The 22,677-nt window shown below is 65.9% G+C and carries 25 protein-coding genes and 1 tRNA gene; 13 read left to right on the top strand and 13 right to left on the bottom strand.

All coding sequences use genetic code 11. From position 1 onward, the window contains the following. The coding region (locus WBB07_RS25160; protein WP_526311697.1) for an Rv1363c family protein at nucleotides 1-452 on the top strand (452 nt) is incomplete at its 5' end. Continuing rightward, nucleotides 452-946 carry a mammalian cell entry protein gene (locus WBB07_RS25155; protein WP_526311695.1) on the top strand — a complete coding sequence of 165 codons (495 nt, stop codon included), beginning with the start codon at nucleotides 452-454 and terminating at the stop codon, nucleotides 944-946. The genes WBB07_RS25160 and WBB07_RS25155, both read left to right, overlap by 1 nt. A 5-nt stretch (nucleotides 947-951) precedes the next feature. Here the strand turns inward: WBB07_RS25155 and WBB07_RS25150 are convergent, their stop codons facing one another. Continuing rightward, on the bottom strand, nucleotides 952-2,472 hold the full coding sequence (locus WBB07_RS25150; RefSeq protein WP_526311693.1) for an alpha,alpha-trehalose-phosphate synthase (UDP-forming): 1,521 nt from the start codon (nucleotides 2,470-2,472) through the stop codon (nucleotides 952-954). Continuing rightward, nucleotides 2,473-2,637, bottom strand: coding sequence for a hypothetical protein (locus tag WBB07_RS25145; RefSeq protein WP_526311691.1), 165 nt, complete (start codon nucleotides 2,635-2,637; stop codon nucleotides 2,473-2,475). It lies immediately after the preceding gene. Between the two features lie 199 nt (nucleotides 2,638-2,836). On the opposite strand from WBB07_RS25145, the gene WBB07_RS25140 reads away from it, so the two are divergent. Beyond that, nucleotides 2,837-3,667: an SDR family oxidoreductase gene (locus tag WBB07_RS25140; RefSeq protein ID WP_526311689.1), complete on the top strand. Its 831-nt coding sequence runs from the start codon at nucleotides 2,837-2,839 to the stop codon at nucleotides 3,665-3,667. On the opposite strand, the gene WBB07_RS25135 is transcribed toward WBB07_RS25140, so the two are convergent. Next, entirely contained in the window at nucleotides 3,586-4,557 is a 972-nt protein-coding gene (locus tag WBB07_RS25135) for an NAD(P)-dependent oxidoreductase (protein ID WP_526311687.1), read from the bottom strand. The two genes, WBB07_RS25140 and WBB07_RS25135, sit on opposite strands and share 82 nt — an antisense overlap. Nucleotides 4,558-4,695: 138 nt before the next feature. Between WBB07_RS25135 and WBB07_RS25130 the strand changes: the two genes are divergently transcribed. Continuing rightward, nucleotides 4,696-5,322, top strand: coding sequence for a M15 family metallopeptidase (locus WBB07_RS25130; protein ID WP_526311707.1), 627 nt, complete (start codon nucleotides 4,696-4,698; stop codon nucleotides 5,320-5,322). Between the two features lie 25 nt (nucleotides 5,323-5,347). Here the strand turns inward: WBB07_RS25130 and WBB07_RS25125 are convergent, their stop codons facing one another. Further along, a complete protein-coding gene (locus tag WBB07_RS25125; protein ID WP_526311685.1) occupies nucleotides 5,348-7,312 on the bottom strand; it encodes a heavy metal translocating P-type ATPase in 1,965 nt (654 codons plus the stop codon). A 65-nt stretch (nucleotides 7,313-7,377) separates the two neighbouring features. On the opposite strand from WBB07_RS25125, the gene WBB07_RS25120 reads away from it, so the two are divergent. Beyond that, nucleotides 7,378-7,731 (top strand): ArsR/SmtB family transcription factor, encoded by a 354-nt coding sequence (locus tag WBB07_RS25120; protein ID WP_526311683.1) that lies wholly within the window; start codon nucleotides 7,378-7,380, stop codon nucleotides 7,729-7,731. A gap of 87 nt (nucleotides 7,732-7,818) precedes the next feature. Continuing rightward, nucleotides 7,819-7,893: transfer RNA gene (locus WBB07_RS25115), tRNA-Thr, on the top strand. Between the two features lie 13 nt (nucleotides 7,894-7,906). Here the strand turns inward: WBB07_RS25115 and WBB07_RS25110 are convergent. Next, entirely contained in the window at nucleotides 7,907-8,677 is a 771-nt protein-coding gene (locus tag WBB07_RS25110; RefSeq protein WP_526311681.1) for a hypothetical protein, read from the bottom strand. Between the two features lie 121 nt (nucleotides 8,678-8,798). Here WBB07_RS25110 and WBB07_RS25105 point away from each other — a divergent pair, with 121 nt between their 5' ends. After that, on the top strand, nucleotides 8,799-9,518 hold the full coding sequence (locus WBB07_RS25105; RefSeq protein WP_526311679.1) for a response regulator transcription factor: 720 nt from the start codon (nucleotides 8,799-8,801) through the stop codon (nucleotides 9,516-9,518). Between the two features lie 19 nt (nucleotides 9,519-9,537). Continuing rightward, nucleotides 9,538-10,995: a sensor histidine kinase gene (locus WBB07_RS25100; protein WP_526311677.1), complete on the top strand. Its 1,458-nt coding sequence runs from the start codon at nucleotides 9,538-9,540 to the stop codon at nucleotides 10,993-10,995. Here the strand turns inward: WBB07_RS25100 and WBB07_RS25095 are convergent, their stop codons facing one another. The 8 genes from WBB07_RS25095 to WBB07_RS25060 form a co-directional block, all read right to left on the bottom strand. After that, nucleotides 10,996-11,397, bottom strand: coding sequence for an HIT family protein (locus WBB07_RS25095; protein WP_526311675.1), 402 nt, complete (start codon nucleotides 11,395-11,397; stop codon nucleotides 10,996-10,998). A 102-nt stretch (nucleotides 11,398-11,499) separates the two neighbouring features. After that, on the bottom strand, nucleotides 11,500-12,627 hold the full coding sequence (locus WBB07_RS25090) for an NDMA-dependent alcohol dehydrogenase (RefSeq protein WP_526311673.1): 1,128 nt from the start codon (nucleotides 12,625-12,627) through the stop codon (nucleotides 11,500-11,502). Between the two features lie 110 nt (nucleotides 12,628-12,737). Beyond that, nucleotides 12,738-13,286 carry a nuclear transport factor 2-like protein gene (locus WBB07_RS25085; RefSeq protein WP_526311671.1) on the bottom strand — a complete coding sequence of 183 codons (549 nt, stop codon included), beginning with the start codon at nucleotides 13,284-13,286 and terminating at the stop codon, nucleotides 12,738-12,740. A gap of 12 nt (nucleotides 13,287-13,298) precedes the next feature. Continuing rightward, complete coding sequence (locus tag WBB07_RS25080) at nucleotides 13,299-13,505, bottom strand: ferredoxin (RefSeq protein ID WP_526311669.1); 207 nt, start codon at nucleotides 13,503-13,505, stop codon at nucleotides 13,299-13,301. Between the two features lies 1 nt (nucleotide 13,506). Further along, nucleotides 13,507-14,895: a lanosterol 14-alpha demethylase gene (cyp51, locus tag WBB07_RS25075; protein WP_526311705.1), complete on the bottom strand. Its 1,389-nt coding sequence runs from the start codon at nucleotides 14,893-14,895 to the stop codon at nucleotides 13,507-13,509. A gap of 5 nt (nucleotides 14,896-14,900) precedes the next feature. Further along, entirely contained in the window at nucleotides 14,901-15,728 is an 828-nt protein-coding gene (locus tag WBB07_RS25070) for an SDR family oxidoreductase (protein ID WP_526311668.1), read from the bottom strand. Between the two features lie 16 nt (nucleotides 15,729-15,744). Further along, nucleotides 15,745-16,971 carry a cytochrome P450 gene (locus WBB07_RS25065; RefSeq protein WP_526311666.1) on the bottom strand — a complete coding sequence of 409 codons (1,227 nt, stop codon included), beginning with the start codon at nucleotides 16,969-16,971 and terminating at the stop codon, nucleotides 15,745-15,747. Beyond that, nucleotides 16,968-17,579: a TetR/AcrR family transcriptional regulator gene (locus tag WBB07_RS25060; protein WP_526311664.1), complete on the bottom strand. Its 612-nt coding sequence runs from the start codon at nucleotides 17,577-17,579 to the stop codon at nucleotides 16,968-16,970. The genes WBB07_RS25065 and WBB07_RS25060 overlap by 4 nt, the downstream gene beginning before the upstream one ends. Nucleotides 17,580-17,777: 198 nt before the next feature. On the opposite strand from WBB07_RS25060, the gene WBB07_RS25055 reads away from it, so the two are divergent. The 5 genes from WBB07_RS25055 to purD are packed head-to-tail and all read left to right on the top strand — an operon-like array spanning nucleotide 17,778 to nucleotide 22,675. After that, nucleotides 17,778-19,247: an aldehyde dehydrogenase gene (locus tag WBB07_RS25055; protein WP_526311662.1), complete on the top strand. Its 1,470-nt coding sequence runs from the start codon at nucleotides 17,778-17,780 to the stop codon at nucleotides 19,245-19,247. 28 nt (nucleotides 19,248-19,275) lie between these two features. Then, nucleotides 19,276-20,040 carry an SDR family oxidoreductase gene (locus WBB07_RS25050; protein WP_526311660.1) on the top strand — a complete coding sequence of 255 codons (765 nt, stop codon included), beginning with the start codon at nucleotides 19,276-19,278 and terminating at the stop codon, nucleotides 20,038-20,040. Further along, entirely contained in the window at nucleotides 20,037-20,906 is an 870-nt protein-coding gene (locus tag WBB07_RS25045; protein ID WP_526311658.1) for an NAD(P)-dependent oxidoreductase, read from the top strand. The genes WBB07_RS25050 and WBB07_RS25045 overlap by 4 nt, the downstream gene beginning before the upstream one ends. 2 nt (nucleotides 20,907-20,908) lie before the next feature. After that, nucleotides 20,909-21,352 carry a carboxymuconolactone decarboxylase family protein gene (locus tag WBB07_RS25040; RefSeq protein ID WP_526311656.1) on the top strand — a complete coding sequence of 148 codons (444 nt, stop codon included), beginning with the start codon at nucleotides 20,909-20,911 and terminating at the stop codon, nucleotides 21,350-21,352. Between the two features lie 54 nt (nucleotides 21,353-21,406). Further along, on the top strand, nucleotides 21,407-22,675 hold the full coding sequence (gene purD, locus WBB07_RS25035) for a phosphoribosylamine--glycine ligase (RefSeq protein ID WP_526311654.1): 1,269 nt from the start codon (nucleotides 21,407-21,409) through the stop codon (nucleotides 22,673-22,675). Nucleotides 22,676-22,677: the final 2 nt, after the last annotated feature.

Below are 22,677 nucleotides of genomic sequence, written 5' to 3'. Positions count from 1 at the left end.
TGTCGGTGGTGTTGGTGCTGGCGAATCAGCATCGTGCCGCCGACGCCGAGGCGGCGCAGGAACAGCGGTTTGTCGACACCGGGGTGCAGACGGTGGTCAACATGTTCACTTACACCCCGAACACGGTCAGCGAAAGTGTGAACCGTTTTGTCGACGGCATCAGCGGGCCGTTGCGAGACATGATGAGCCAGAACAACAACGTCGACAACCTCAAGTCGTTGTTCCTCGACACCAACGCCAGCTCCGAGGCAGTGGTCAGCGGGGCGGCACTCGAGGCGGTGGACCCGGACAGCGGCAATGCGTCGGTGTTGGTTGCGGTGCGGGTCACCGTCACCGACATCGACGGCGTCAACAAGCCGTCGCAGGCCTATCGGATGCGGGTCATCGTGCACGAGGACGACAACGGCCGAATGACCGGCTATGACCTGAAGTACCCGGACGGAGGCAACTGATGCGGCGTCGGACCGCCTGGCTGCTCGGAACTCTCTCAGTGCTGGTGGTCGCCGGAGTCGTGGCGCTGGCCGCCATCGGTGGTGGGTTGTACTGGGATCGGATCCAGACCAAGGCCGAGCAGAACACCCGTGCCGAAATCGGGGTGATTGCCGCGGATCAGATACCGCGGGTGTTCGGGTACGACTACCAGACCGTCGAAGGCAGTCTCACCGATGCCTACAATCTGCTGACCCCTGACTATCGGCACGAGTTCCAGGAGCGGGCCACCGCGCAGATCATCCCCGAGGCGCGAGAGCGTCAGGTGATCAGCCAGGCAAACGTTGTCGGTGTCGGAGTTCTTGACGCGCAACGTGACTCGGGCTCGGTGATGGTCTACATGAACCGCACGGTCACCGACAAATCGAAGCAGTCGGTGTATGACGGCAGCCGTTTGAAGGTCGACTATCAGAAGATCGACGGGAAGTGGCTGATCAACTACATCACGCCGATCTGAACCGGCTAGATCCGATCGCCCTGCTCGGTGTCGACCAGCTGCGAGGTGTCCGCGCCGGGTGCGCCCGCAAGGGCGTCCAGGAAGGACCGCGCCCACCGGTCGACGTCGTGGGCGAGTACCTGACGTCGTAGCGCCCGCATCCGGCGCCTGCCGTCTTCGGGGTCCTGTTCGAGTGCGGTCTCGATCGCATCCTTGACCCCGTTGAGGTCGTGTGGATTGACGAGATAAGCCTGCCGCAATTCGGCTGCCGCACCGGTGAATTCGCTGAGGACCAGGGCGCCGCCGAGATCGCTGCGGCACGCCACGTACTCCTTGGCCACCAGGTTCATCCCGTCACGCAGCGGCGTGACGAGCATGACGTCCGCGGCGACAAAAAATGCGATCAGGTCGTCACGTGGGACGGGGCGGTGCAGATACTGCACCACCGGGTGGCCGACCTCGCCGAACTCGCCGTTGATGTGCCCGACCTGGCGCTCGATGTCGTCGCGCAGCAAGCGGTAGCTTTCCACGCGTTCGCGGCTGGGGGTGGCCAGCTGGACGAGCACGGCCTCGGAGCGGTCGACCCGGCCCTCTTCGAACAGTTCGGTGAACGCCTGCAGACGCACATCGATGCCCTTGGTGTAGTCGAGGCGGTCGACGCCGAGTAGGACCTTTTTCGGGTTGCCCAGTTCCGCGCGAATCTCCCGCGCGCGCTTGCGGATATCGCGGTTGCGCGCCTTCCGGTCCAGCTCGGCGGAATCGATGGAAATGGGGAACGCGCCGACTTTGACGTTGCGGTTGCCCACCTGGACCTGGCCGAAGCGCGAGCGGACGCCGACGGAGGCGCGTGAGGTGTTGGCGCCGATGAGGCGTCGCGCCAGGATCATGAAGTTCTGCGCGCCACCGGGCAGGTGGAAGCCCACCAGGTCGGCGCCGAGGAGGCCTTCGGTGATCTCGGTGCGCCACGGCATCTGCATGAACAACTCGACCGGTGGGAACGGGATGTGGAGGAAGAACCCGATGGTCAGGTCGGGGCGCAGCATGCGCAGCATCTTGGGGACCAGTTGCAGTTGGTAGTCCTGCACCCAGACGGTGGCGCCGCGCGCCGCGACCCGGCACGCCGCTTCGGCGAACCTGCGGTTGACGTCGACGTAGCGGTCCCACCATTGCCGGTGGTAGGCGGGTTTGACGATGACGTCGTGGTAGAGCGGCCAGAGGGTGGCGTTGGAGAAGCCTTCGTAGTACTCGGCCACGTCGTCGGCGCTCAACCGGACCGGGTAGAGCAACAACTCGTCGTCGACGATCGGTTCGACGTTGTCATCGTCACTGCTGTCGGACACGTCGTCCTCAGCGATGATGCCCGGCCAGCCCACCCATGCGCCACGGCGCTTACGCAGTAGCGGCTCCAGTGCGGTGACCAGGCCACCGGGGCTGCGCTTCCAGGTCGTGGTGCCATCGGGTGCGATCACCTTGTCGACCGGTAGCCGGTTGGCTACGACGACGAAGTCGGACTCGCCGGGGGAACCAGGGTTCGCCCCGAATGTCATCTAGGCGCCGAGCTTGGCCGGTTCGATGCCGAGCATTGCCAGGAACACCCTGCACTCGTCTGCATCGGTGGCGTAGGCGGCGACCACTCGGCGCGCCTGGCTGGCAGTGTCGTCAGCAACAGGTTCGACTTCGTCAATTTCCGAGGAATCAGGTTTTGGAGCCATAGGACAACCATAGGCGACGGCGGGAATCTGCGCGTTGACCCGCGGGAGACGGCGACCGGATGAACCGGACTCCGGTGCCGACGCCGGAGGGCCGGTAGACAGTTCAGAAAATCTGTCCACACTGGTGCCCCCACCGTGATTGCATTGCCGGAGCTCGGGCAATCACGGACGAGAACGATCTGGGACGAAGGGGTTCAGCGTGCAGTTGTCGGTCGAGAATCGGACATATCTGGTCACCGGTGGTGGCAGTGGCATCGGCAAGGGTGTGGCGGCGGCCCTGGTGGCCTCCGGCGCCGATGTGGTGATCGTCGGCCGCAACGCCGACCGACTCGCCGCGGCGACCGACGAGATCACCGCCGCCGGTGGTCCGGGCTCGATTCGTCATGAAGCTGCCGATGTGACCAACGAGGACGACGTGAGCCGTGCGGTGGAGGTGGCCACCGCCTGGCATGGCCGCCTGCACGGCGTCGTGCACAGCGCCGGCGGCAGCCATACCATCGGGCCGATCACGCAGCTCGACTCGGCGCTGTGGCGAAGCACGGTCGACCTCAACGTCAACGGCACCATGTATGTGCTCAAACATGCGGCCCGCGAAATGGTGCGCGGCGGCGGTGGCTCGTTTGTGGGGATCTCCTCGATCGCCGCGAGCAACACCCATCGCTGGTTCGGCGCCTACGGTCCGGCAAAGTCTGCGCTGGATGCATTGCTCCAGCTGGCTGCCGACGAACTCGGCCCGTCGTGGGTGCGGGTCAACGGCATCCGGCCGGGCCTGACCCGCACCGAGATGGTGGAGCCGATCATGAGCTCGCCGGAGGTCAGCGCGGACTATCAGGCCTGCACCCCGCTACCGCGGGTCGGCGAGGTCGCCGACATCGCCAACCTGGCGCTGTTCCTGCTCTCCGACGCCGGTGAATACATCACCGGCCAGCTGATCAACGTGGACGGCGGTCACGGGCTGCGTCGTGGACCGGATATGTCCGGGCTGCTGGCGCCGGTCTTCGGGGCCGACGGGCTGCGCGGCGTGATGTGAAGGTCGGCGCCGCTGTCCCGGCTGGCCAGTGTCGCGATCGCCGACCAGTCCAGGTCGGCGCCGCCGGCGGCAAGCAGCCCGAGAAGCCGGTCGCGTAGCAGGCTCGCGACCGGGAGCGGCACCTGCAACTCTTCACCGGCTTTCAAGGCCAGGCCGATGTCCTTGAGACCGAGCGGCGCGGCGAAGCCTGCGGGGTGGTATGCCTCGTCGGCGATGATCCGGCCGTAGGCCTGATACACCGGCGCGCCGAACAGGGTCGAGGTCAGCACGTTGAGGTACAGGGCCTTGTCTACACCGGCCTTGGCCACCAATGCCATTGCCTCGCCCAATGATTCGATAGCCGAGGCGATCAGGAAGTTGCCGGCCAGCTTGACGATGTTGGCTGCGGGTGGGTCCTCGGAGACGACGAAGGTGCGCTGCCCGATCGCATCCAGGACCGGCATCGCCGCGGCCACCGCATCGGGCGCGCCGGCCACGACGATGTACAGGCCGGCCGCGGCTGCGGCTTCCGGTCTGCCGAACACCGGCGCCGACACGAACTTCTGGCCGTGGTCGGCATGTGCGTGGGTGAGTCGGTTGGCCAAATCGAGGCTTATCGTGCTCGACGAGATGTGAACTGCGCCTGGGTCGAGGACATCGACGATGCCGCCCAGGTGTTCCTCGTCGCCGAACGACACGTGATGCACGGCCCGGTCGTCGGCCAGCATGGTGACCACGGCATCACCGTGGCAGGCATCGGCGATCCTCTCGGCCTGGTGGGCGCCCTGCCGCAGCAGTGGCTCGGCCTTTTCCCGCGAGCGATTGAACACCGTCACTTCGTGGCCGGCTCGCAGCAGATTCGCGGCCATCGCCGCGCCCATGTGGCCGAGCCCGATAAACCCGATACGCATCCTCCAGGTTTACTCCCTTCTGGACCGGTCCCGGCCGAGTTGGGCAGAAAGTGTGCTGTCAACTGTGGGGGCGCGCCGGATTGCCAATATCGGCTTCGGGTATCAGGGTTGACGGTCATGAGCTTCCGTCGTTTCGGCATGGCGTTCGTCGCGTGTTGTCTTGCGGTCAGCGGCCACCCGGGTACGGCCGCGGCCTCGCCGGTGCCGCCGGTGTCTGACCAGGCGCTGGCCGCCGGACTGGTCGACGTCCGAACCGTGGTGCCGGATGCCGTCGTCGATCTGCGGTACGCCACGGCCGACAACTTTGTCGGGATCACGCTGTACCCGGCTGATGCCCGGTGCCTGGTCCATGAATCGTTGGCGCCGGGGTTGGCCACCGCGGCGGCAGTGCTGCGGCAGCGAGGTGAGGTGCTGGTCTTCTGGGACTGCTATCGGCCGCGTGCCGTGCAGGCCAAGATGTTCGAGCACACCCCGGATCCGGCCTGGGTGGCCCGGCCCGGGCCCTATGCGCGTAGCCATACCGCAGGCCGTTCGGTGGACGTGACAATCGCCGGGGCCGATATGGGCACTGATTTCGACGATTTCTCGCCGCGGGCGCTGGCCTACAGCACCGAGGGTGTCTCTGCGGTGGCCCAGGCCAACCGAGCCCGCTTGCGGGAGGCGATGGAATCCGGGGGATTCACGGTGTATTCGGGGGAGTGGTGGCATTTCGACGGCCCGGGTGCCGCCGTGGATCGCCCGGTTCTCGACGTGCCGGTCAACTGAGGGTTCGACCGCGGCAGGATCGGCATCAGCTGGGGTGCTGAGCGCGTCGCCAGGCCCGATCGGTGAGCAGGCGTAAACCGTTGAGGGCGACCAGGATCGTTGATCCCTCGTGCAAGGCGACGCCGATCGGCAGCGGGAGGTGGGCCACCAGGTCCCAGGTCACCAGCGTGACGATGAACGATGCGGCGATGACGAGATTGGCGATGACGACGCGCCGGGCTCGGCGTGCCAGTTCCAGCACTGTTGGTATCACGAGTAGTTCATCGCGCACGGTGACTCCGTCGGCGGTCTCCAATGCCAGGTCGGATCCGGATCTGCCCATCGCCATCGAGGTGTGTGCACTGGCCATCGCCGGCGCGTCGTTGATACCGTCACCGACCACCAGCACCCGTTCGCCGGAAGATTCCCGGTCCCGGATGGTGTCGGCCTTCTGGTCGGGGAGCAAGCCGGCCCGGACCTCGGTGATACCCACGGCTGCGGCCAATGCGGCTGCGCTGTCGGAGTTGTCGCCGGTCACCAGGATCGGCGGTTGTCCGGTCTGAGCGGTCAGTGCCCGCACCGCCGCCGCGGCGTCGGGCCGCGGTTCGTCGCGCAGGCCGAGCGCCGCGACGGGTGTCCCGTCCACGGTCACGATCACCGTGGTGGTGCCGTCGGTGCGTGGGTGCAGCTCGAGTTCACCGTGATCGCTTGGACTCAGCACCTCGACGATCGTGCCGCCGACCCGAGCCCGCACACCCCGTCCGGTGAGCGCGTGGAAATCGTCGGCCGGTGGGATCCTGAGTCCGCGGTCCCGGGCGCCGACCACGATGGCCTTGCCCAACGGGTGTTCGCTGTAGCGTTCGGCGGCAGCAGCCAACCGCAGCGCCTCTGCCTGGTCCAGATCGTCGCTCAGGAGCCGGATTTCGGTGAGTATCGGGGTGCCGCGGGTCAGGGTCCCGGTCTTGTCCAGTGCCACTGTGGTGACCTCGGCGAGGCGCTCCATCGCCACGGCTGACTTGACGAGGACGCCGTGCCGGCCGGCGTTGGCGATGGCCGACAGCAGTGGCGGCATCGTGGCGAGCACCAATGCGCACGGTGAGGCCACGATCATGAAGGTCATCGCCCGCAGCAGCGCCGATTGCAGGTCGGCGCCGAAGACCAGGGGAATCCCGAACAGGGCCGGCGTCACGGCCACCACTGCGACCGAGTACCGCCGCTCCACCTTCTCGATGAAGCGTTGGGTCCTGGCCTTGGTGGCGGCGGCCTCGCCCACCATGGTCACGATGCGCGCGGCGACCGTGGTGGACGGATCCTGGGTGACCTCGACGGTGAGGGTCCCGGAGCCGTTGAGTGTTCCCGCGAACACGTTGTCGCCCTGCTGTTTTGCTATCGGAAGCGGTTCGCCGGTGATGGAGGCCTGGTCGACGTCGGAGGCGCCGGAGGTGACCACACCGTCGGCGGAGATGCGTTCGCCCGGGCGGACGCGGACGGTATCGCCGACGATCAGTGCCCGTGCAGCCGTCGGGTGTTCGATCCCGTTGCTGTCCACCAGAACCGCCGTCTCGGGGGCCAGGTCGAGGAGTTCCCGCACCGAGTCCCGGGTGCGTCTGGTCGCCAGATCCTCCAATGCTCCCGACGTGGCGAAGATGACGATCAGCAGCGCGCCGTCGGTGACCTGGCCGATGGCCGCCGCTCCGATCGCGGCCACCACCATCAGCAGGTCGACATCGAGGGTGTGATCGCGCAGCGCCTGGATGCCCGCCCAGGCCGATTCCCAGCCTCCGACGGCATAACACACGAGGTAGACGCTCCACCACAACGGCTCCGGTGCGCCTGTCAGTTGCAGTGCCACGCCGATGCCGAACAGCACCAGAGCTGCGGCGGCCCACGGAACGGACGGCACCGACCAGAACACCGCGGAGCGGGGTGCCGGGGGTGAATCACGTTGTACACGAACCGGTTCGCCGATGGTCGTGCTCACCGAGGATCCCTTCGAAACATAGAAAGACATACATCGAGACATATACAGTTATATATGTATAAGGGTGGTGTCAACCTCTGTGCTTCAATGGGCCAATGGGTCACGGCGTCGAGGGCAGAGCCACGCCCGCGGCGTCCCTGGATGCGGCGGCAGCGGCCAAGGTTGCCGAAACGCTGCAGGCGCTGGCTTCGCCCAACCGCCTGTTGATCCTCACCCGGTTGCGGCAATCGCCCTGCACCGTGACAGACCTGTCGGCGGCGGTGGGGATGGAGCAGCCGCAGGTGTCGCACCAATTGCGGCTGTTACGTGCGCTCGGCCTCGTCGCGGGGGAGCGGACCGGCCGCAACATCGTCTATCGACTCCACGACAACCACGTCGCGCTTCTGCTCGACGAAGCCGTCTACCACATCGAGCATCTGCGCCTGGGGGCGCGCGACGTCACCGCCTGAGCTCGTAGGTGCGGCTGGATCGAGAGCTGAACAGCGCCGCGCACGCAACAAGAAGCGGCGCTGCTACCCTTTTCACGCGAAACATCCGCCTCCGTAGCTCAGTGGTAGAGCACCGCTCTTGTAAAGCGAAGGTCGTCGGTTCAATCCCGACCGGGGGCTCCACCTGGCGCGGGGATCAATCCTCGTGGTCGATGACCCGCTGCGACGGCACAGTGGTGGGTGCGGGCCGACGCGCGGGCCGGCGCGGCAGTGGGATCCGGTCGGCGATGTTCGACAGCGGATTGACCACCGAACTGAGAGTGGTGACCGCCTCGCGCAGCGTGTCGATGGTCGGCGCCAGCGCCTCCAGCCCGGGGGCCAGCCGATTGAGGGTGTCGGCGACATCGGCCAGCTGTTCCAGGGGGCCGTTGCGTGCGGTCAGCTTCTCGATCAGTCCCCCTTCGGCCAGGAGTCTGTCGGCCAGGCCGTCCTCGGCGAGAATGCGCTCGATCAGGCCGTCCTCGTCGAGCAGTTGATCCACCAGGCCGCCGGGAGCCAGCGCGCGCTCCAGCCCGCCGCCCTCGGCGGTGAGTTTGTCCAGCAGGCCGTCCTCCGCGGTCACCCGGTCGAGTACCCCTCCGGGAGCTGTGAGCCGGTCCACCAGGCCGCCGGGCCGCAGCAGTCGGTCGACGGGGCCGTCGGGTGCCAGGGCACGTCCCAGCGGTGCCGATTCATCGGTGAGGGCATCGACGACGTTTGCGATCCGGTTGGCCCGCGCCACGGTGTCGTTGAGCCCGAACAGCTGCGTCACCGACGCCGCCCCGAGGCCGTCGCCGGTCGTCTCGGCGAGGGATCGCTTTGCCAGGCCGAGGGCGCCATTGGCCAGGTCAAGACCGGCTTCGGTGGCGGCGAGGCCAACCCGCACCGGGGCGGTGGCCAGCGCCACCAGGTTCTTGCCGAGGTCCATATCGGCCAGTGTATGGCTGTCAAGTTGCCGCTACCGGCGGTATCGTAGGACTCGGACTCACAGCAAGTCCACAGTGATCTCCCTGGTTATGAACAAGCAATTAGTAGGAGATTGGATGCCTATGGGCGCGCCAGTGACGATCGAGACCAAACCAGAGGCAAAAGTGTTGGTCGTCGACGACGAAGCCAACATCGTGGAGCTGCTGTCTGTCAGCCTGAAATTCCAGGGATTCGAGGTGTACACGGCCATCAGCGGCCCGGCCGCGCTGGATCGGGCCCGTGAGGTCAAACCGGATGCGGTGATCCTCGACGTGATGATGCCCGGGATGGACGGGTTCGGGGTGCTTCGCCGGCTCCGGGCCGACGGCATCGACGCGCCGGCGCTGTTCCTGACCGCACGTGACAGCCTCCAGGACAAGATCGCCGGGCTGACGCTGGGTGCCGACGACTACGTGACCAAGCCGTTCAGCCTCGAAGAGGTTGTCGCTCGGTTGCGGGTGATCCTGCGTCGCACCGGCAAAGCGCCGGAGGTGCCGCGCAACTCCCGGCTGACCTTCGCCGACATCGAACTCGACGAAGACACCCACGAAGTGTGGAAGGCCGGCGAACCCGTATCGCTGTCGCCCACGGAATTCACGCTGCTGCGCTACTTCGTCATCAACGCGGGCACCGTGTTGTCCAAACCGAAGATCCTCGATCATGTGTGGCGCTACGACTTCGGTGGCGACGTCAACGTCGTCGAATCGTATGTGTCGTACCTGCGCCGCAAGATCGACACCGGTGACAAGCGACTGCTACACACTCTGCGTGGTGTCGGTTACGTTCTCAGGGAGCCGCGCTAGCGGCAGGCGAATAGGAGCCATGTCCGACTATCTCCGACGAGGCGTGCCACTGCGGGTGGCGCTGGTGACCGCGACCCTTGTGCTGGTCGCTTTCGGCCTGCTGGCCTCGGGTATCGCGGTGACGACGATCATGAGTCACAGCTTGATGAATCGTGTTGATCAGACGCTGATCGACGCCTCGCAGAGCTGGGCACAAGAACCCCGCCTGATGCCTGCGCAGACCTATGAAGGACCCAATCCCGGTCGGCCGCCGTCCAGTTTCTATGTGCGTGGTGTCAGTCCGGACGGGCGGGTCTGGATGGCGGTCAACGACCGCGATGCCGAGCCTGCGCTGCCCACGCACAATGACGTCGGACCCATCCCCACCACGGTGGGTTCCGTCGAAGGTGAGCATGTGCAGTGGCGCGCGGTGTCGGTGCGCGGGACCCACGGTGAGCTCACCACCGTCGCCATCGACCTCTCCGAGATGCAGTCCACCGTGCGGTCGCTGGTGTTCACGCAGTTGGGGATCGGCGTCGCAGTGCTGCTGCTGCTCGGGATCGTCAGCTTTGCCGTGGTGCGCCGCAGCCTGCGTCCGCTGGACGAAGTCGAGGAGACGGCCGCTGCCATCGCTGACGGCGAGCTCGATCGTCGTGTCCCGCAACGTGATCCTCGGACCGAAGTCGGCCGACTGTCCCTTGCCCTCAACGGCATGCTCAGCCAGATCCAGCGGGCGATGGCCTCTTCGGAGCAGTCGGCGGAGCAGGCGCGTCGCTCCGAGGAACGGATGCGGCGGTTCATCACCGATGCCAGCCATGAACTGCGCACTCCGCTGACCACCATCCGCGGATTCGCCGAGCTCTATCGCCAGGGTGCGGCCCGCGACATGGAGATGCTGATGTCGCGGATCGAAAGCGAGTCCAGCCGGATGGGCCTGCTGGTCGAAGACCTGCTGCTGTTGGCGCGCCTGGACGCGCAGCGGCCGCTGGAGCAGCATCGGGTCGATCTGCTGGCGCTGGCCACCGACGCCGTCCACGACGCTCAATCGGTGGCGCCCCGGCGGCACGTCGCGATGGAGGTGTTCGACGGCCCGGGCACCCCCGAAGTGATCGGTGACGAGGCCCGCCTGCGGCAGGTGCTGGGCAACCTGGTGGCGAACGCGATTCAGCACACCCCGGAAAGTGCCGGTATCACCGTGCGGGTGGGCACCGAATCCGGCGACGCGATCCTCGAAGTGGTCGACGAGGGCCCCGGAATCAGCGAGGACGACGCCCAACGGGTCTTCGAGCGGTTCTACCGCACCGATTCGTCGCGGCACCGCGCCAGCGGCGGCACCGGACTGGGCCTGTCGATCGTCGACTCGCTGGTGTACGCGCACGGCGGCACGGTGCGGGTGACGACCGCCCCGGGCCACGGCTGCCGCTTCGAGGTGCGGCTGCCGCGTGTTGTCGACGTGCCGCTCAAGGCCTCCGTGGACGTGCCCGAGCCGGCTATCTGACTACAGGTCGGCGAGAGCGGCGATGATCTTCGCCTGGGCCTCGTCGAGTGATTCCGGTGACGGGTTGGGATCGGCGCCGCTGATGTCGAAGTTGCCCAGCGAGTAAGCGGGGAACACGTGCACATGTAGATGCGGTACTTCCAGCCCGGCGATCAGCAGGCCGGCACGCGGTGCGTCGAAGGCCTTCATGACCGCCTGGCCGATCCGCTGCGACAACGCTGTCATCCGGGCGAACACCTCCGGCTCGACGTCCTGCCATTGGTCGATCTCGGCGCGCGGCACCACCAGGGTGTGGCCCTGGGTGACCGGGGCGATTGTCAGGAAGCCGACGAACTCGTCGTCGGAGTAGACGAACCGCCCCGGGATCTCCCCGTTGATGATCTTGGTGAACACAGTTGCCATGGAGCCCAGCCTAGGGCCGGTCGACGAGCCCGTGGGGGTACCCCCAGCGGAGCGAGGGGGAGAGAGGGCCGGCCGTGGTGTATCAGGCAGCTGTGCCGGAGCTCAGCGGTCAGCGTCGGTGTAGCGGATGACACCGCGAATGTTGCGGCCTTCCAGCATGTCCCGATACCCGTCATTGACCTGCTCGAGTTTGTACTGGCGGGTCACCATATCGTCGAGGTTGAGCCGGCCCGCCTTGTACATCGACAGCAGCAGCGGGATGTCGTGGTGCGGGTTGCCGCCGCCGAAGATGGTGCCCTGCAGGTTCTTCTGCATCAGGGTGAGCATCGCCAGGTTCATCGTGACGTTGGTGTCCATCATGCTGCCGACGGCGGTGACGACGCAGGTGCCGCCCTTGGACGTGACGTTGAGGTAATTGTCGATATCCGCGCCGTTGAGCTCGCCGACGGTCACGATGGTCTTGCGGGCCATGCCGCCGGCAGTCACTTCGGCGATACCCGCCATGGCCGAGAAGATATCCGGATAGACGTGGGTGGCACCGAATTTGAGCGCCTGCTCACGTTTCCACTCCACGGGGTCGACCGCGAAGATCCGGCGCGCACCCGCGTTCACGGCACCCTGCAGCGCACCCATGCCGACGCCGCCGATCCCGATGATCGCCACGTCCTCGCCGGGGCGGATGTCGCCGCTGCGAACGGCCGACCCGTAGCCGGTGGTGACACCGCAACCGACCAGGCACGCCACCTCGAACGGAATCGACGGGTCGATCTTCACCACCGAGCTCTTGTGCACCACCATGTACGGGCTGAACGTGCCCAGCAGGGTCATCGGGAAGACGGGCTGACCCTTCGAGTGGATCCGGTGGGTGCCATCGGAGACAGCGAGCCCACTGAGCAGTCCGGCCCCGAGGTCGCAGAGGTTACGCATCCCGGCCTGACACGACGGGCATTCACCACACGACGGGATGAATGACAGCACCACGTGGTCACCGGGGGCGAGGTGCTCGACGCCCGGACCCACCTCCGTCACGATGCCGGCGCCTTCGTGTCCTCCCAACACCGGGAATCCGAACATCGGGATACCGCCGGTCACCAGGTGGTGGTCGGAGTGGCACATGCCGGCGGCTTCCATCTGGATCTTGACCTCGTCCTTGACGGGGTCGCCGATCTCGATCTCCTCGATCGTCCACGGCTGGTTGAACTCCCAGATGAGTGCGCCTTTGGTCTTCATATTCGCGATCCTGCTTCCGTAAGGACGACTGAGCTTGTTCCGGCTTTCAAAAACCCCTGTGACGAAGGTCTCATCTGATCTCGACGGGTGTCAAGCTTCACTCGCTCGCGTCACCAGATCGGGACGGGCGCCTGCCCCAGGGGGTAGTAGCCGGGCAGCTTCTCGCCGGCGATCGAACGCTCGATGCGTTTCTGCATGGTCGGGGTGAGGTCACCGGACTCGATGAGCTTCATGAAGGCCGTCTGCACGTGGCCGAAATCGAAGAAATCACGCTGCCATTCGATCAGCAGCTGATCGTTGAGCCGGAACCAGCTGCCGCCGATACCGTAGATCTCATCGCGACTGCCATCGCTCTTGTTCGCGATCTGCTTCCAGAACCCGACGATCTCGTTCTGCTTTTCATCGATCAGCGTCTTCTGATACTCGTAGACCCAGTTCTCCAGGCCTTCCATCTCCAAGCCGAGTGCAACATCGCGGATCTCGTCCTTACTGGTGCACATGACATCTTCCTTGGGGCCGATGTTCCAGCCATAGGTCGCGTCCTCGGTGTAGAACTCTGCCAGCGGCTTCCAGTCGCCGGCCCGCTCGGCCTCCCGGTTGGCCTCGTGCCAGCGCTGGACCCAGTTCTCGAGTGCCTCGCGTTTGGAAGATGAGGTCATTGTGGTGCCTTTCTAGGTTTTTTCGATCAGTGACAGGGCTCGCGTGGGACACATATCAACAGCCATCTCCACGGCATCGCGGAGTTCGTCGGGGGGTTCGGGGTCCAGGATCTCGACGACGCCACGCTTGGGCACCTTGAACACATCCGGGGCCTCCAATTCGCACATGGCGTGGCCCTGGCACAGGTCCTCGTCGAGTTCGATGCGGTAGCAACCCATCTCAGGCCCTGTCGATACCCGGGTCGCTGCGCTCCTGCCCGCCGTAGGCCCGCCTGCGGTAACGGACCTTTGCCGGGCGGGCCAGCTGTACGACCATCTTCGAGTGGTCGTTGCGGTAGCTCTCCGGCGGCTGGGCCATCTCGAATTTGTACTCACGAAGGAGAACCGAGAAGATGGCCTTGATCTGCATCTGGGCGAAGGCGGCGCCCACACAGCGATGTTTTCCGGCGCCGAACGGGATCCAGGTCCACCGGTTGATCAGGTCTTCCTGGCGCGGCTTGTTGTAGCGGTCCGGGTCGAAGGCGTCCGGGTCGGGGAAGTCCTCGGGGATCCGGTTGGAGATCGCCGGCGAGGCGGCCACCATCTGGCCCTGGTGGATCGGATGACCGGCTACCTCGAACTCGTCCTGCGCGACCCGCATCAGGATGATCAGCGGCGGATGCAGGCGCAGGGTCTCCTTGAGGGCATTGTCCAGATTCGGGATCTGGCGCAGCGCATGGAAACTCACCTCCTGGCCGTCGGCGTACAGCTCGTCGAGTTCGTTCTGGACCTTGGCGTAGAAGTCGGGGTTGCGCAGCAGTTCGATGAGCGTCCACGACGACGTGCCCGAGCTGGTGTGGTGACCGGCGAACATCAGCGAGATGAACATGCCGGTCACCTCGTTGGCAGTGAAGCGCGGATTGCCGTCCTCGTCCTTGATCGAGACCAGGACGTCGAGCAGGTCACGATCGCTCTTGTCGGTGGGTGGGTTGGCGATGCGTTCGTCCATCACCTCTCGCACCAGCTCGACCAGGTTGGCCCGGGCCTCGTCACGGATGCGGAAGCTCTCGATGGGCAGGTACGGGTCGACGTAGCAGAGCGGATCGGTGCCGCGCTCGAGCAGGTGGTAGTAGTTCGCGAACCGCGAGTCGAGCTGGTTGCGGAACTTCAATCCGATGAGACAGGCCGTCGAGGTGTAGATGGTCAGCTCGGCGAAGAACTCCAGTAGATCGATCTCTCCCGAGTCACCCCAGTTCTCGGTCATCCGGCGGACTTCGTTCTCGATGGTGGCGGCGTGGCCCTTCATCTGCTCACCGCGCAGCGCGGTGTTGTGCAGCATCTCGGCCCGACGCTCGGGGTCGGCGTCGAAGACCACGCCCTCGCCGAAGATCGGCGTCATGAACGGGTAGGCCTCGGCCTGGTTGAGTTCGCTGTCGGTGGACCGGAAGAAGAACTCATTCGCTTCCGAGCCCGAGAGCATTATGACCTGCTTGTCGGCGAGCTGGAACCAGCCGGCGTCCCCGCATTCGTTGCGGATCCGCCACATCAGCCCGATCGGGTCGGTGCGGAACTCCTCCAGGTGGCCGTGCTCCTGCGCCTCGCCACCCGAGACCCGCTGTACCTCTTTCAGTTCCGTCACTGCTCCGGCATCCCTCCGTCGCCCAGCGCGAGCTTCTGCCGGTCCTGGACTTCGTTCAGCGGGGCTTCGGGCTGCAGCTCCATGTTGGCGATGAAGCCGCCGCGCGGTGTTTCGGCGACAAACGTGATGGCGCGTGCCAGGTCGGACGCCCGCAGGAAGTAGTCGTGGCGGGCCTGGCCCCATTTGGCCCAGTCCTGCAGGGCGGGGCCGATCTTCTCGGCGGGCAGGCTCCAACCCATCGAGGTCTTGGTGGGGCCCGGGTGGACGATCGATGCCCGTACCCCGGTGCCTTCGAGTTCCATCTGGAAGTTGTTCACCATGGCCACCAGCGCGGCTTTGGCGGCACCGTATGCGCCCATGTGTGGGCGTTGCCGCAGCGCGACATCGGAACCGACAAAGATCAGATCCCCGCGCTGACGCTCCAGCATCCCCGGCAACACCGCGGCGGCCAGCCGGTTGGCGCCGACGAGGTGGATCTGCAGCTGGGAGTCGAACTCGTCGCTGGTGATCTCGGCCAGCTTGCCGAAATACGTGTCGCCGGCGCCGGCGACCAGCACCTCGATCTCGCCCAGGGCGGCTACAGACTGGGCGACAAAGGATTTCACTGAGCTCGGATCGGTGACGTCGAGATTGAAGCCGACGGCCTCACCGCCGTCGGCGTTGATCTTGCCGACCAGATCGTCGAGTTTCTGGACACGCCGGGCGCCCAGCGCGACGGGGAAGCCGCGCCGGGCCAGTTCGATGGCGGTGGCCTCTCCGATGCCGGATGAAGCGCCGGCGACGATCGCGGGTCGGCGGTCGGGAAGTGGTGCGAAACGGGGCATCGAAGGCTCGGACCTTTCAGCGGATCTCGACAGTGATGGGCAGGTGTGCGAAGCCACGGACATTGCTGGAGTGGACGCGGACGACGTTGGCCTCATCGACCTCGTACCCGCGGATTCGCTTCAACAACTCGGCCAGCGCCACCCTTGCCTCCATGCGCGCCAGATGCGCGCCCAGGCAGAAGTGTGCGCCGCTACCGAAACTCTGTAATTTCGAACCGATTTCGCGCCCGATGAGGTAGTCGTCCGGATTGTCGAAGACGCGCTCGTCACGGTGGGCGGACCCTGGAAGCAACAACAGCACGTCACCGTCCGGGATGGTGGTGTCATAGAGCGTCAGCTCGCCCGATACCGTCCTGGCCAGGATCTGGCTCGAGGTGTCGTAGCGCAGCGTCTCCTCCACCCACAGCGGCACCCGGTCCAGGTCGTCGTAGACCGGCGCCAGTTGGTCGGGGTTGTGGTGACCCCAGAATGCTGCATTTGCAAGCAGTTTGGTGGTCGTCTCGTTGCCCGCGATCACCATCAGGAACATGAAGCCGAGGATCTCGTCCTCGGTCAGCCGGTCTCCGTCGATCTCGGCTTCCAGGAGCGCGGAGGTCAGGTCGTCCGACGGCTTCTTGCGGCGCTCGGCGACCATCTCCTGGTAGTAGATGATCAGGTTGAACGACGCCTCGATCGCCGAGTCCGGGACGTCGGTGACACCTTGCTCGCGGTGCATCACCGCATCCGCCCAGGCGCGCACCCGGGCGCGGTCGGCGTCGGGGACACCCATCAGTTCGGAGATGACGTCCATGGGCAGCTTGCCGGCGAACTCGTCGACGTAGTCGACGGTCTCACCGGAGCGCGCTTTGTCGAGCATGGTGTCCAAGTGGGCGACGGCGATCTCGGTCACCCGAGGTTCCAGCTCGCGAATACGCCTGGGCGTGAAGCCTTTGGAGACCAGCGTCCGCAGTCGCAGGTGGGCGGGGTCGTCCATGGCGAGAAAGGACATGGTTTTCGACGCGTGGGGTCCGCGCGATGCGGGATCCAGCGACACCCCGAACTTGTTCGACAGCGAGGTGCTGTTGCGAAAACCTGCCAGTACGTCGGCGTGCCGCGACACTGCCCAGAACCCGAGCTCGTCGTTGCGGTACAGCGGCGCCTCGTCGCGCAGCCGTCGGTAATAGGGATACGGGTCTTCGTGGAAGTGGTAGTCGTACGGATCCAGAAGGGCCCGTGTGCGGTCGTTCTCGGCGGAAACGGTCATATTTCTCCCAAGACTGGGGGTTCTCCCAGGACGAGGCCGACGACATAGGTCAGCCGATTGACGATCTGCTGGTAGGTGAACGCGCCGCTGCCGGCCTGGACGAGGGCGCCGAAGAAGGACATCTCCAATGCCGCGACCGCACGGTGATCGGCGTCCGGGCCGATGGCTGAGGTCACCCGGTGGTGTATCTCGGTCCCGATCCGGTCACGTGCGGTCTTGACCGTCGGATCGTTGCCCGACAGCAGTGCGGTTGTGCACGCCGCGGCGACCTCCGGTTCGTCGGCGACCACCAGCGCCAGTGCCCGCAGCACGTTGTCCACCCGCTCCGGCATGGGGACGTTGACATCGGTGAAGTACGGCACCTGTTTGATCAGGTCGAGGTAGACCTCGGCGATCAGATGGTTCTTCGAGGAGAAGTAGGTGTAGGCGGTGGCCGGAGCCACCTGGGCGCGCTTGGCGACGGCGCGCACCGTCAGGTCGGCATACGAGGATTCGCGCAGCATCTCCACCCCGGCGGTCAGCACCTTGCGGAAGGTCTCCTCTTGGCGGCGGTTGCGTGGAACTTCGCCGTGAGTTGGGGTGACCGCCACCAAGGCATCGCTGGACACATGTCCAAGCTAGCTGAGGTGGCCCGCGGTGGGCAAGTGTCAACTCGAAAAGGCCACTTCAACCTGGCATTTATCGGCGCACTGGGCGGGGATGTCCCTGCACTCTTGCCATCGGGGGCGGCCGGAAGCTATGTTCGGATCGACCTTGATCAGACACTTGTCCAACATGTGGGCAGCAACTTCACTCAGGAGCCACCGATGGGATTACTGGCTGGTGGATCCAGCGATCTGTTGATCGACGGCAAGCTGGTCGCCGGGAGTGCGGGGACGTTCCCCACGGTCAACCCGGCCACCGAGGAGGTGCTCGGGCTCGCCGCCGATGCCGATATCGAGGACATGGAACGAGCCATCGGCGCAGCGCGCCGGGCCTTCGACGACACCGACTGGTCGGTCAACACCGCATTGCGCGTGCGCGGGCTCCGGCAACTGCGTGAGGCGTTGCAGTCCCACGTCGAGGAGCTGCGGGAACTGACGATCGCCGAAGTCGGGGCGCCGCTGATGCTGACCTCTGGCGCTCAACTGGAGGGCCCCATCGACGACCTGGCGTTCTGCGCGGATACCGCCGAGGGTTACCCGTGGCGCCGGGATCTCGAAGATGCGACGCCGCAGGGCATTCCGACCAGGCGCACCGTGGCGCGGGAAGCGGTGGGAGTTGTCGGGGCGATCACGCCGTGGAACTTCCCGCACCAGATCAACTTCGCCAAACTGGGCCCCGCCCTGGCGGCGGGAAACACCGTCGTGCTCAAACCGGCGCCGGACACCCCGTGGTGTGCCGCCGCGGTCGGTCAGATCATCGCCGAACACACCGACATCCCGCCCGGTGTGGTCAACATCGTCACCTCCAGCGATCACGCCGTCGGTGCGTTGCTGTCGAAAGATCCGCGGGTGGATATGGTTTCGTTCACCGGGTCGACGGCCACCGGTCGTGCCGTGATGACCGACGGGGCCGCGACCATCAAGAAGGTGTTCCTGGAACTGGGCGGCAAGTCCGCATTCCTGGTCCTCGACGACGCCGATCTGGGCCTGGCGTGCTCGGTGTCGGCATTCACCGCGGCCATGCACGCCGGCCAGGGGTGCGCGATCACCACCAGGTTGGTGGTGCCCCGCGCCAAGTACGACGAGGCGGTGGCTGCCGCCGCGGCCACGATGGGCGCGATGGTGCCCGGCGACCCGACCAGCAAGCGCACCGTGTGCGGACCGGTGATCTCGGCGCGCCAACGCGACCGCATCCAGGGCTACCTGGACCTCGCGATCGCCGAAGGCGGTGAATTCGCCTGTGGTGGAGGGCGTCCGGTGGACCGTGATACCGGGTTCTTCATCGAGCCGACGGTGGTCTCCGGCCTGACCAACGACGCCCGAGTGGCGCGCGAGGAGATCTTCGGTCCCGTGCTGGTGGTCCTAGCCCACGATGGTGATGATGACGCGGTGCGGATCGCCAACGATTCGCCCTACGGGTTGTCGGCCACGGTGTATTCGGGTGACGATGCCCGCGCCCAGGCGGTGGCAGCCCGGTTGCGTACCGGCACGGTCAACGTCAACGGCGGGGTCTGGTACTCCGCGGATGCGCCGTTCGGGGGGTACAAACAGTCCGGCATCGGCCGCGAAATGGGAGTGGCCGGGTTCGAGGAGTACCTCGAGACGAAACTCATTGCCACCGCTATCAATTGAAATACGACTTCTAATCGAGGAGGGTGACATGGGGCTTTACGGAGATCAGTTCACGGAGAAGGTGGCGATCGTCACCGGCGCAGGCGGCGGTATCGGCCAGGCTTACGCCGAGTCGCTCGCGCGAGAGGGCGCGGCGGTGGTGGTCGCCGATATCAACGTCGAAGGCGCGCAGAAGGTCGCCGACGGAATCAAGGGCGAGGGTGGCACCGCACTGGCCTTGCGGGTCGATGTGTCCGATCCGGAATCGGCCAAAGAGATGGCCGCGCAGACGCTCTCGGAGTTCGGTGGAATCGACTACCTGGTGAACAACGCCGCCATCTTCGGCGGCATGAAACTGGACTTCCTGATCACCGTCGACTGGGACTACTACAAGAAGTTCATGAGCGTGAACCTCGACGGGGCGCTGGTGTGCACCCGCGCGGTGTACCGCAAGATGGCCAAGCGGGGTGGTGGTGCGATCGTGAATCAATCCTCCACCGCAGCCTGGATGTACTCGAACTTCTACGGTCTGGCCAAAGTCGGGATCAACGGCCTGACCCAGCAGTTGGCCACCGAACTCGGTGGGCAGAACATCCGGGTCAACGCGATCGCCCCCGGACCCATCGACACCGAGGCCAACCGGGCCACCACGCCGCAGGAAATGGTCGCCGATATCGTCAAGGGAATCCCGTTGTCCCGGATGGGGGAGCCCGAGGACCTGGTGGGCATGTGTCTGTTCCTGCTCTCGGACCAGGCGAAGTGGATCACCGGGCAGATCTTCAATGTCGATGGCGGACAGATCATCCGATCATGAGCGGTGATCTGCGGCTGGGATACATCGGCTTGGGTAACCAGGGTGCGCCGATGGCCAAGCGGCTCGCCGACTGGCCCGGCGGCCTGGTCGTCTTCGATACCCGGGTCGAGGCGATGACCCCGCTTGCCGAACTCGGAGCCATGCTCGCCGACAGTGTCGCCGACGTCGCACAGGCCGACGTCATCAGCGTCACGGTGCTCACCGACAAGCAGGTGCGTGACGTGGTCGCAGCGCTTGCCGAACATGCCGCTGCCGGCACCGTCATCGCCATCCATTCGACGATCGAGCCGGATACGGCCGCGCAGCTTGCCCAGCAGCTGCAGCCCCTGGGAATTCACATCGTCGATGCGCCGGTCAGCGGTGGCGCCGCAGCGGCCGACAAGGGTGAATTGGCCGTCATGGTCGGCGCCGACGAGCAGGCCTACGGCATCGTCAAGCCGGTGTTCAAGAAGTGGGCGTCGATGGTGGTTCGGGCCGGCGAGCCGGGAGCGGGAACCCGGATGAAGCTGGCCCGCAACATGCTGACGTTCATCGGTTTTGCTGCCGCCGCTGAAGCGCAGCAGCTGGCCGAGGCGGCGGGCATCGACCTGCAGAAGCTGGGCCGGGTAGTGCGCCACAGCGATGCGCACAGCGGTGGACCGGGCGCGATCATGGTGCGAGACGACACCGCGGTGCTGCAGCCGGATCACTTCCTCTACGACATGTTTGTCCACACCCGGGGGCTGGGGGAGAAAGACCTGCGGTTGGCGCTCGGTCTCGGTGCGGCCACCGGGGTGGGGCTGCCATTGGCGGAGATCGCGCTACAGAATCTGGCCGCCGGGCTCGGCGTGCCCCACCGCGACGACACCAACTCTTCGAAGGAGTGAGCATGGACGAACTGCGCCGCAAGGGCCTCGAGAAGATGAACGAGGTCTACGCCTGGGAGATGCCGAACATCGAAGGCGACCCGTACTTCGACCTGACCGTGGATCACCTGTTCGCATCGATCTGGAGCCGGCCCGGACTGTCGATGCGGGACAAGCGTCTGATGACCTTGTCGGTGGTCACTGCGCTCGGGTTGCCGGACCTGGCCGAAGTCCAGGTCAATGCGGCATTGGAGAACGAGGAGCTCACCGAGGCCGAGTTGAAGGAGATGGCGGTGTTCCTCACCCAGTACGTCGGTTTTCCGCTCGGCTCCGGGTTCAACGGCGTTGTCGGTCGCGTCGCGGCCAAACGCAAGAAGGCTGCTGAGAAGGGAGGCGGGGCCGACAAGCGGGCCAACGTCAACGACGCGGTGCGGATGCACACCGGGAAGACCGTCGGAGACGAGTGACCTCAGTCCGGCTACGTTGGGCCGGCGGATGTGCAGCCGATAAGGTGGGCAATCGTGCGCGTCCTCGTGATCGGATCCGGTGCTCGTGAACATGCCCTGCTGCTCGCCCTGAAAAGGGATCCGCAGGTGGAAGCCTTGGCGATAGCCCCTGGCAATGCGGGCACTGCCGCCCTGGCGCAGCAGTTCGACGTCGACATCGCCTCCGGTGAGGCGGTGATCGCACTCGCGAGCCGATTCGGTGCCGACCTCGTGGTGATCGGGCCGGAAGTGCCGTTGGTGCTGGGCGTCGCCGATGCGGTACGGGCTGCCGGTATCGCCTGCTTCGGTCCGTCGAAGGACGCCGCCCGGATCGAAGGGTCGAAGGCTTTCGCCAAGGACGTGATGTCGGCGGCGGGCGTGCGAACCGCGATCAGCGAGGTGGTGGACAACCCGGCCCACCTGGATGCTGCGCTGGAGCGGTTCGGACCGGCAGCCGGTCAACAGGCCTGGGTGGTCAAGGACGACGGTCTGGCCGCCGGTAAAGGTGTGGTGGTGACTGCGGATCGCGACGCCGCCCGATTGCATGCCGCCGGTTTGCTCGACGGCGGGCATCCGGTGCTGCTCGAGTCGTTCCTGGACGGCCCCGAGGTGTCGCTGTTCTGTGTTGTCGACGGCGAAACGGTGGTGCCGTTGCTGCCGGCACAGGACTTCAAACGGGTCGGCGACGGGGACACCGGACCCAACACCGGGGGGATGGGCGCCTACACGCCGTTGCCCTGGTTGTCTGCCGAGGCGACCTCCCAGATCGTCACCGAGATCGTCGAACCGGTTGCCGCGGAACTGGTTGCGCGGGGAAGTCACTTCTCGGGACTGTTGTACGCCGGGCTGGCGATGACGTCGAATGGTCCGGCGGTGGTGGAATTCAACTGCCGCTTCGGCGATCCCGAGACCCAGGCGGTGTTGGCTCTGCTGGAATCGCCGTTGGGCCGGCTGCTGTCGGCGGCGGCCACCGGCACCCTGGCCGAGTTCGGGCCGTTGCACTGGCGGGACGGCTCTGCGGTCACCGTGGTGATCGCCGCGGAGAACTATCCGGGCCGTCCGCGGGTGGGTGACGTCATCACCGGTGCCGATACCCCGGGTGTGCTGCATGCCGGGACCGCCACCCGCGATGACGGTGCGATCGTCTCCTCGGGTGGCCGGGTGCTGTCCGTGGTGGGTACCGGCGCCGATCTGAACGAGGCCCGATCGGCGGCCTACTCCACCATCGAGTCGATTCGGCTGCCCGGCAGCCATTTCCGCACCGACATCGGTCTGGCTGCGGCCGAAGGGCGTATTCAGCTCTGAGT

The sequence above is a fragment of the Mycobacterium sp. genome (genome assembly GCF_049647605.1).
Taxonomy (GTDB): domain Bacteria; phylum Actinomycetota; class Actinomycetes; order Mycobacteriales; family Mycobacteriaceae; genus Mycobacterium.
The sequence above is the reverse complement of the archived record's forward strand: the minus strand, read 5'-3'. Positions and strand labels throughout refer to the sequence as shown.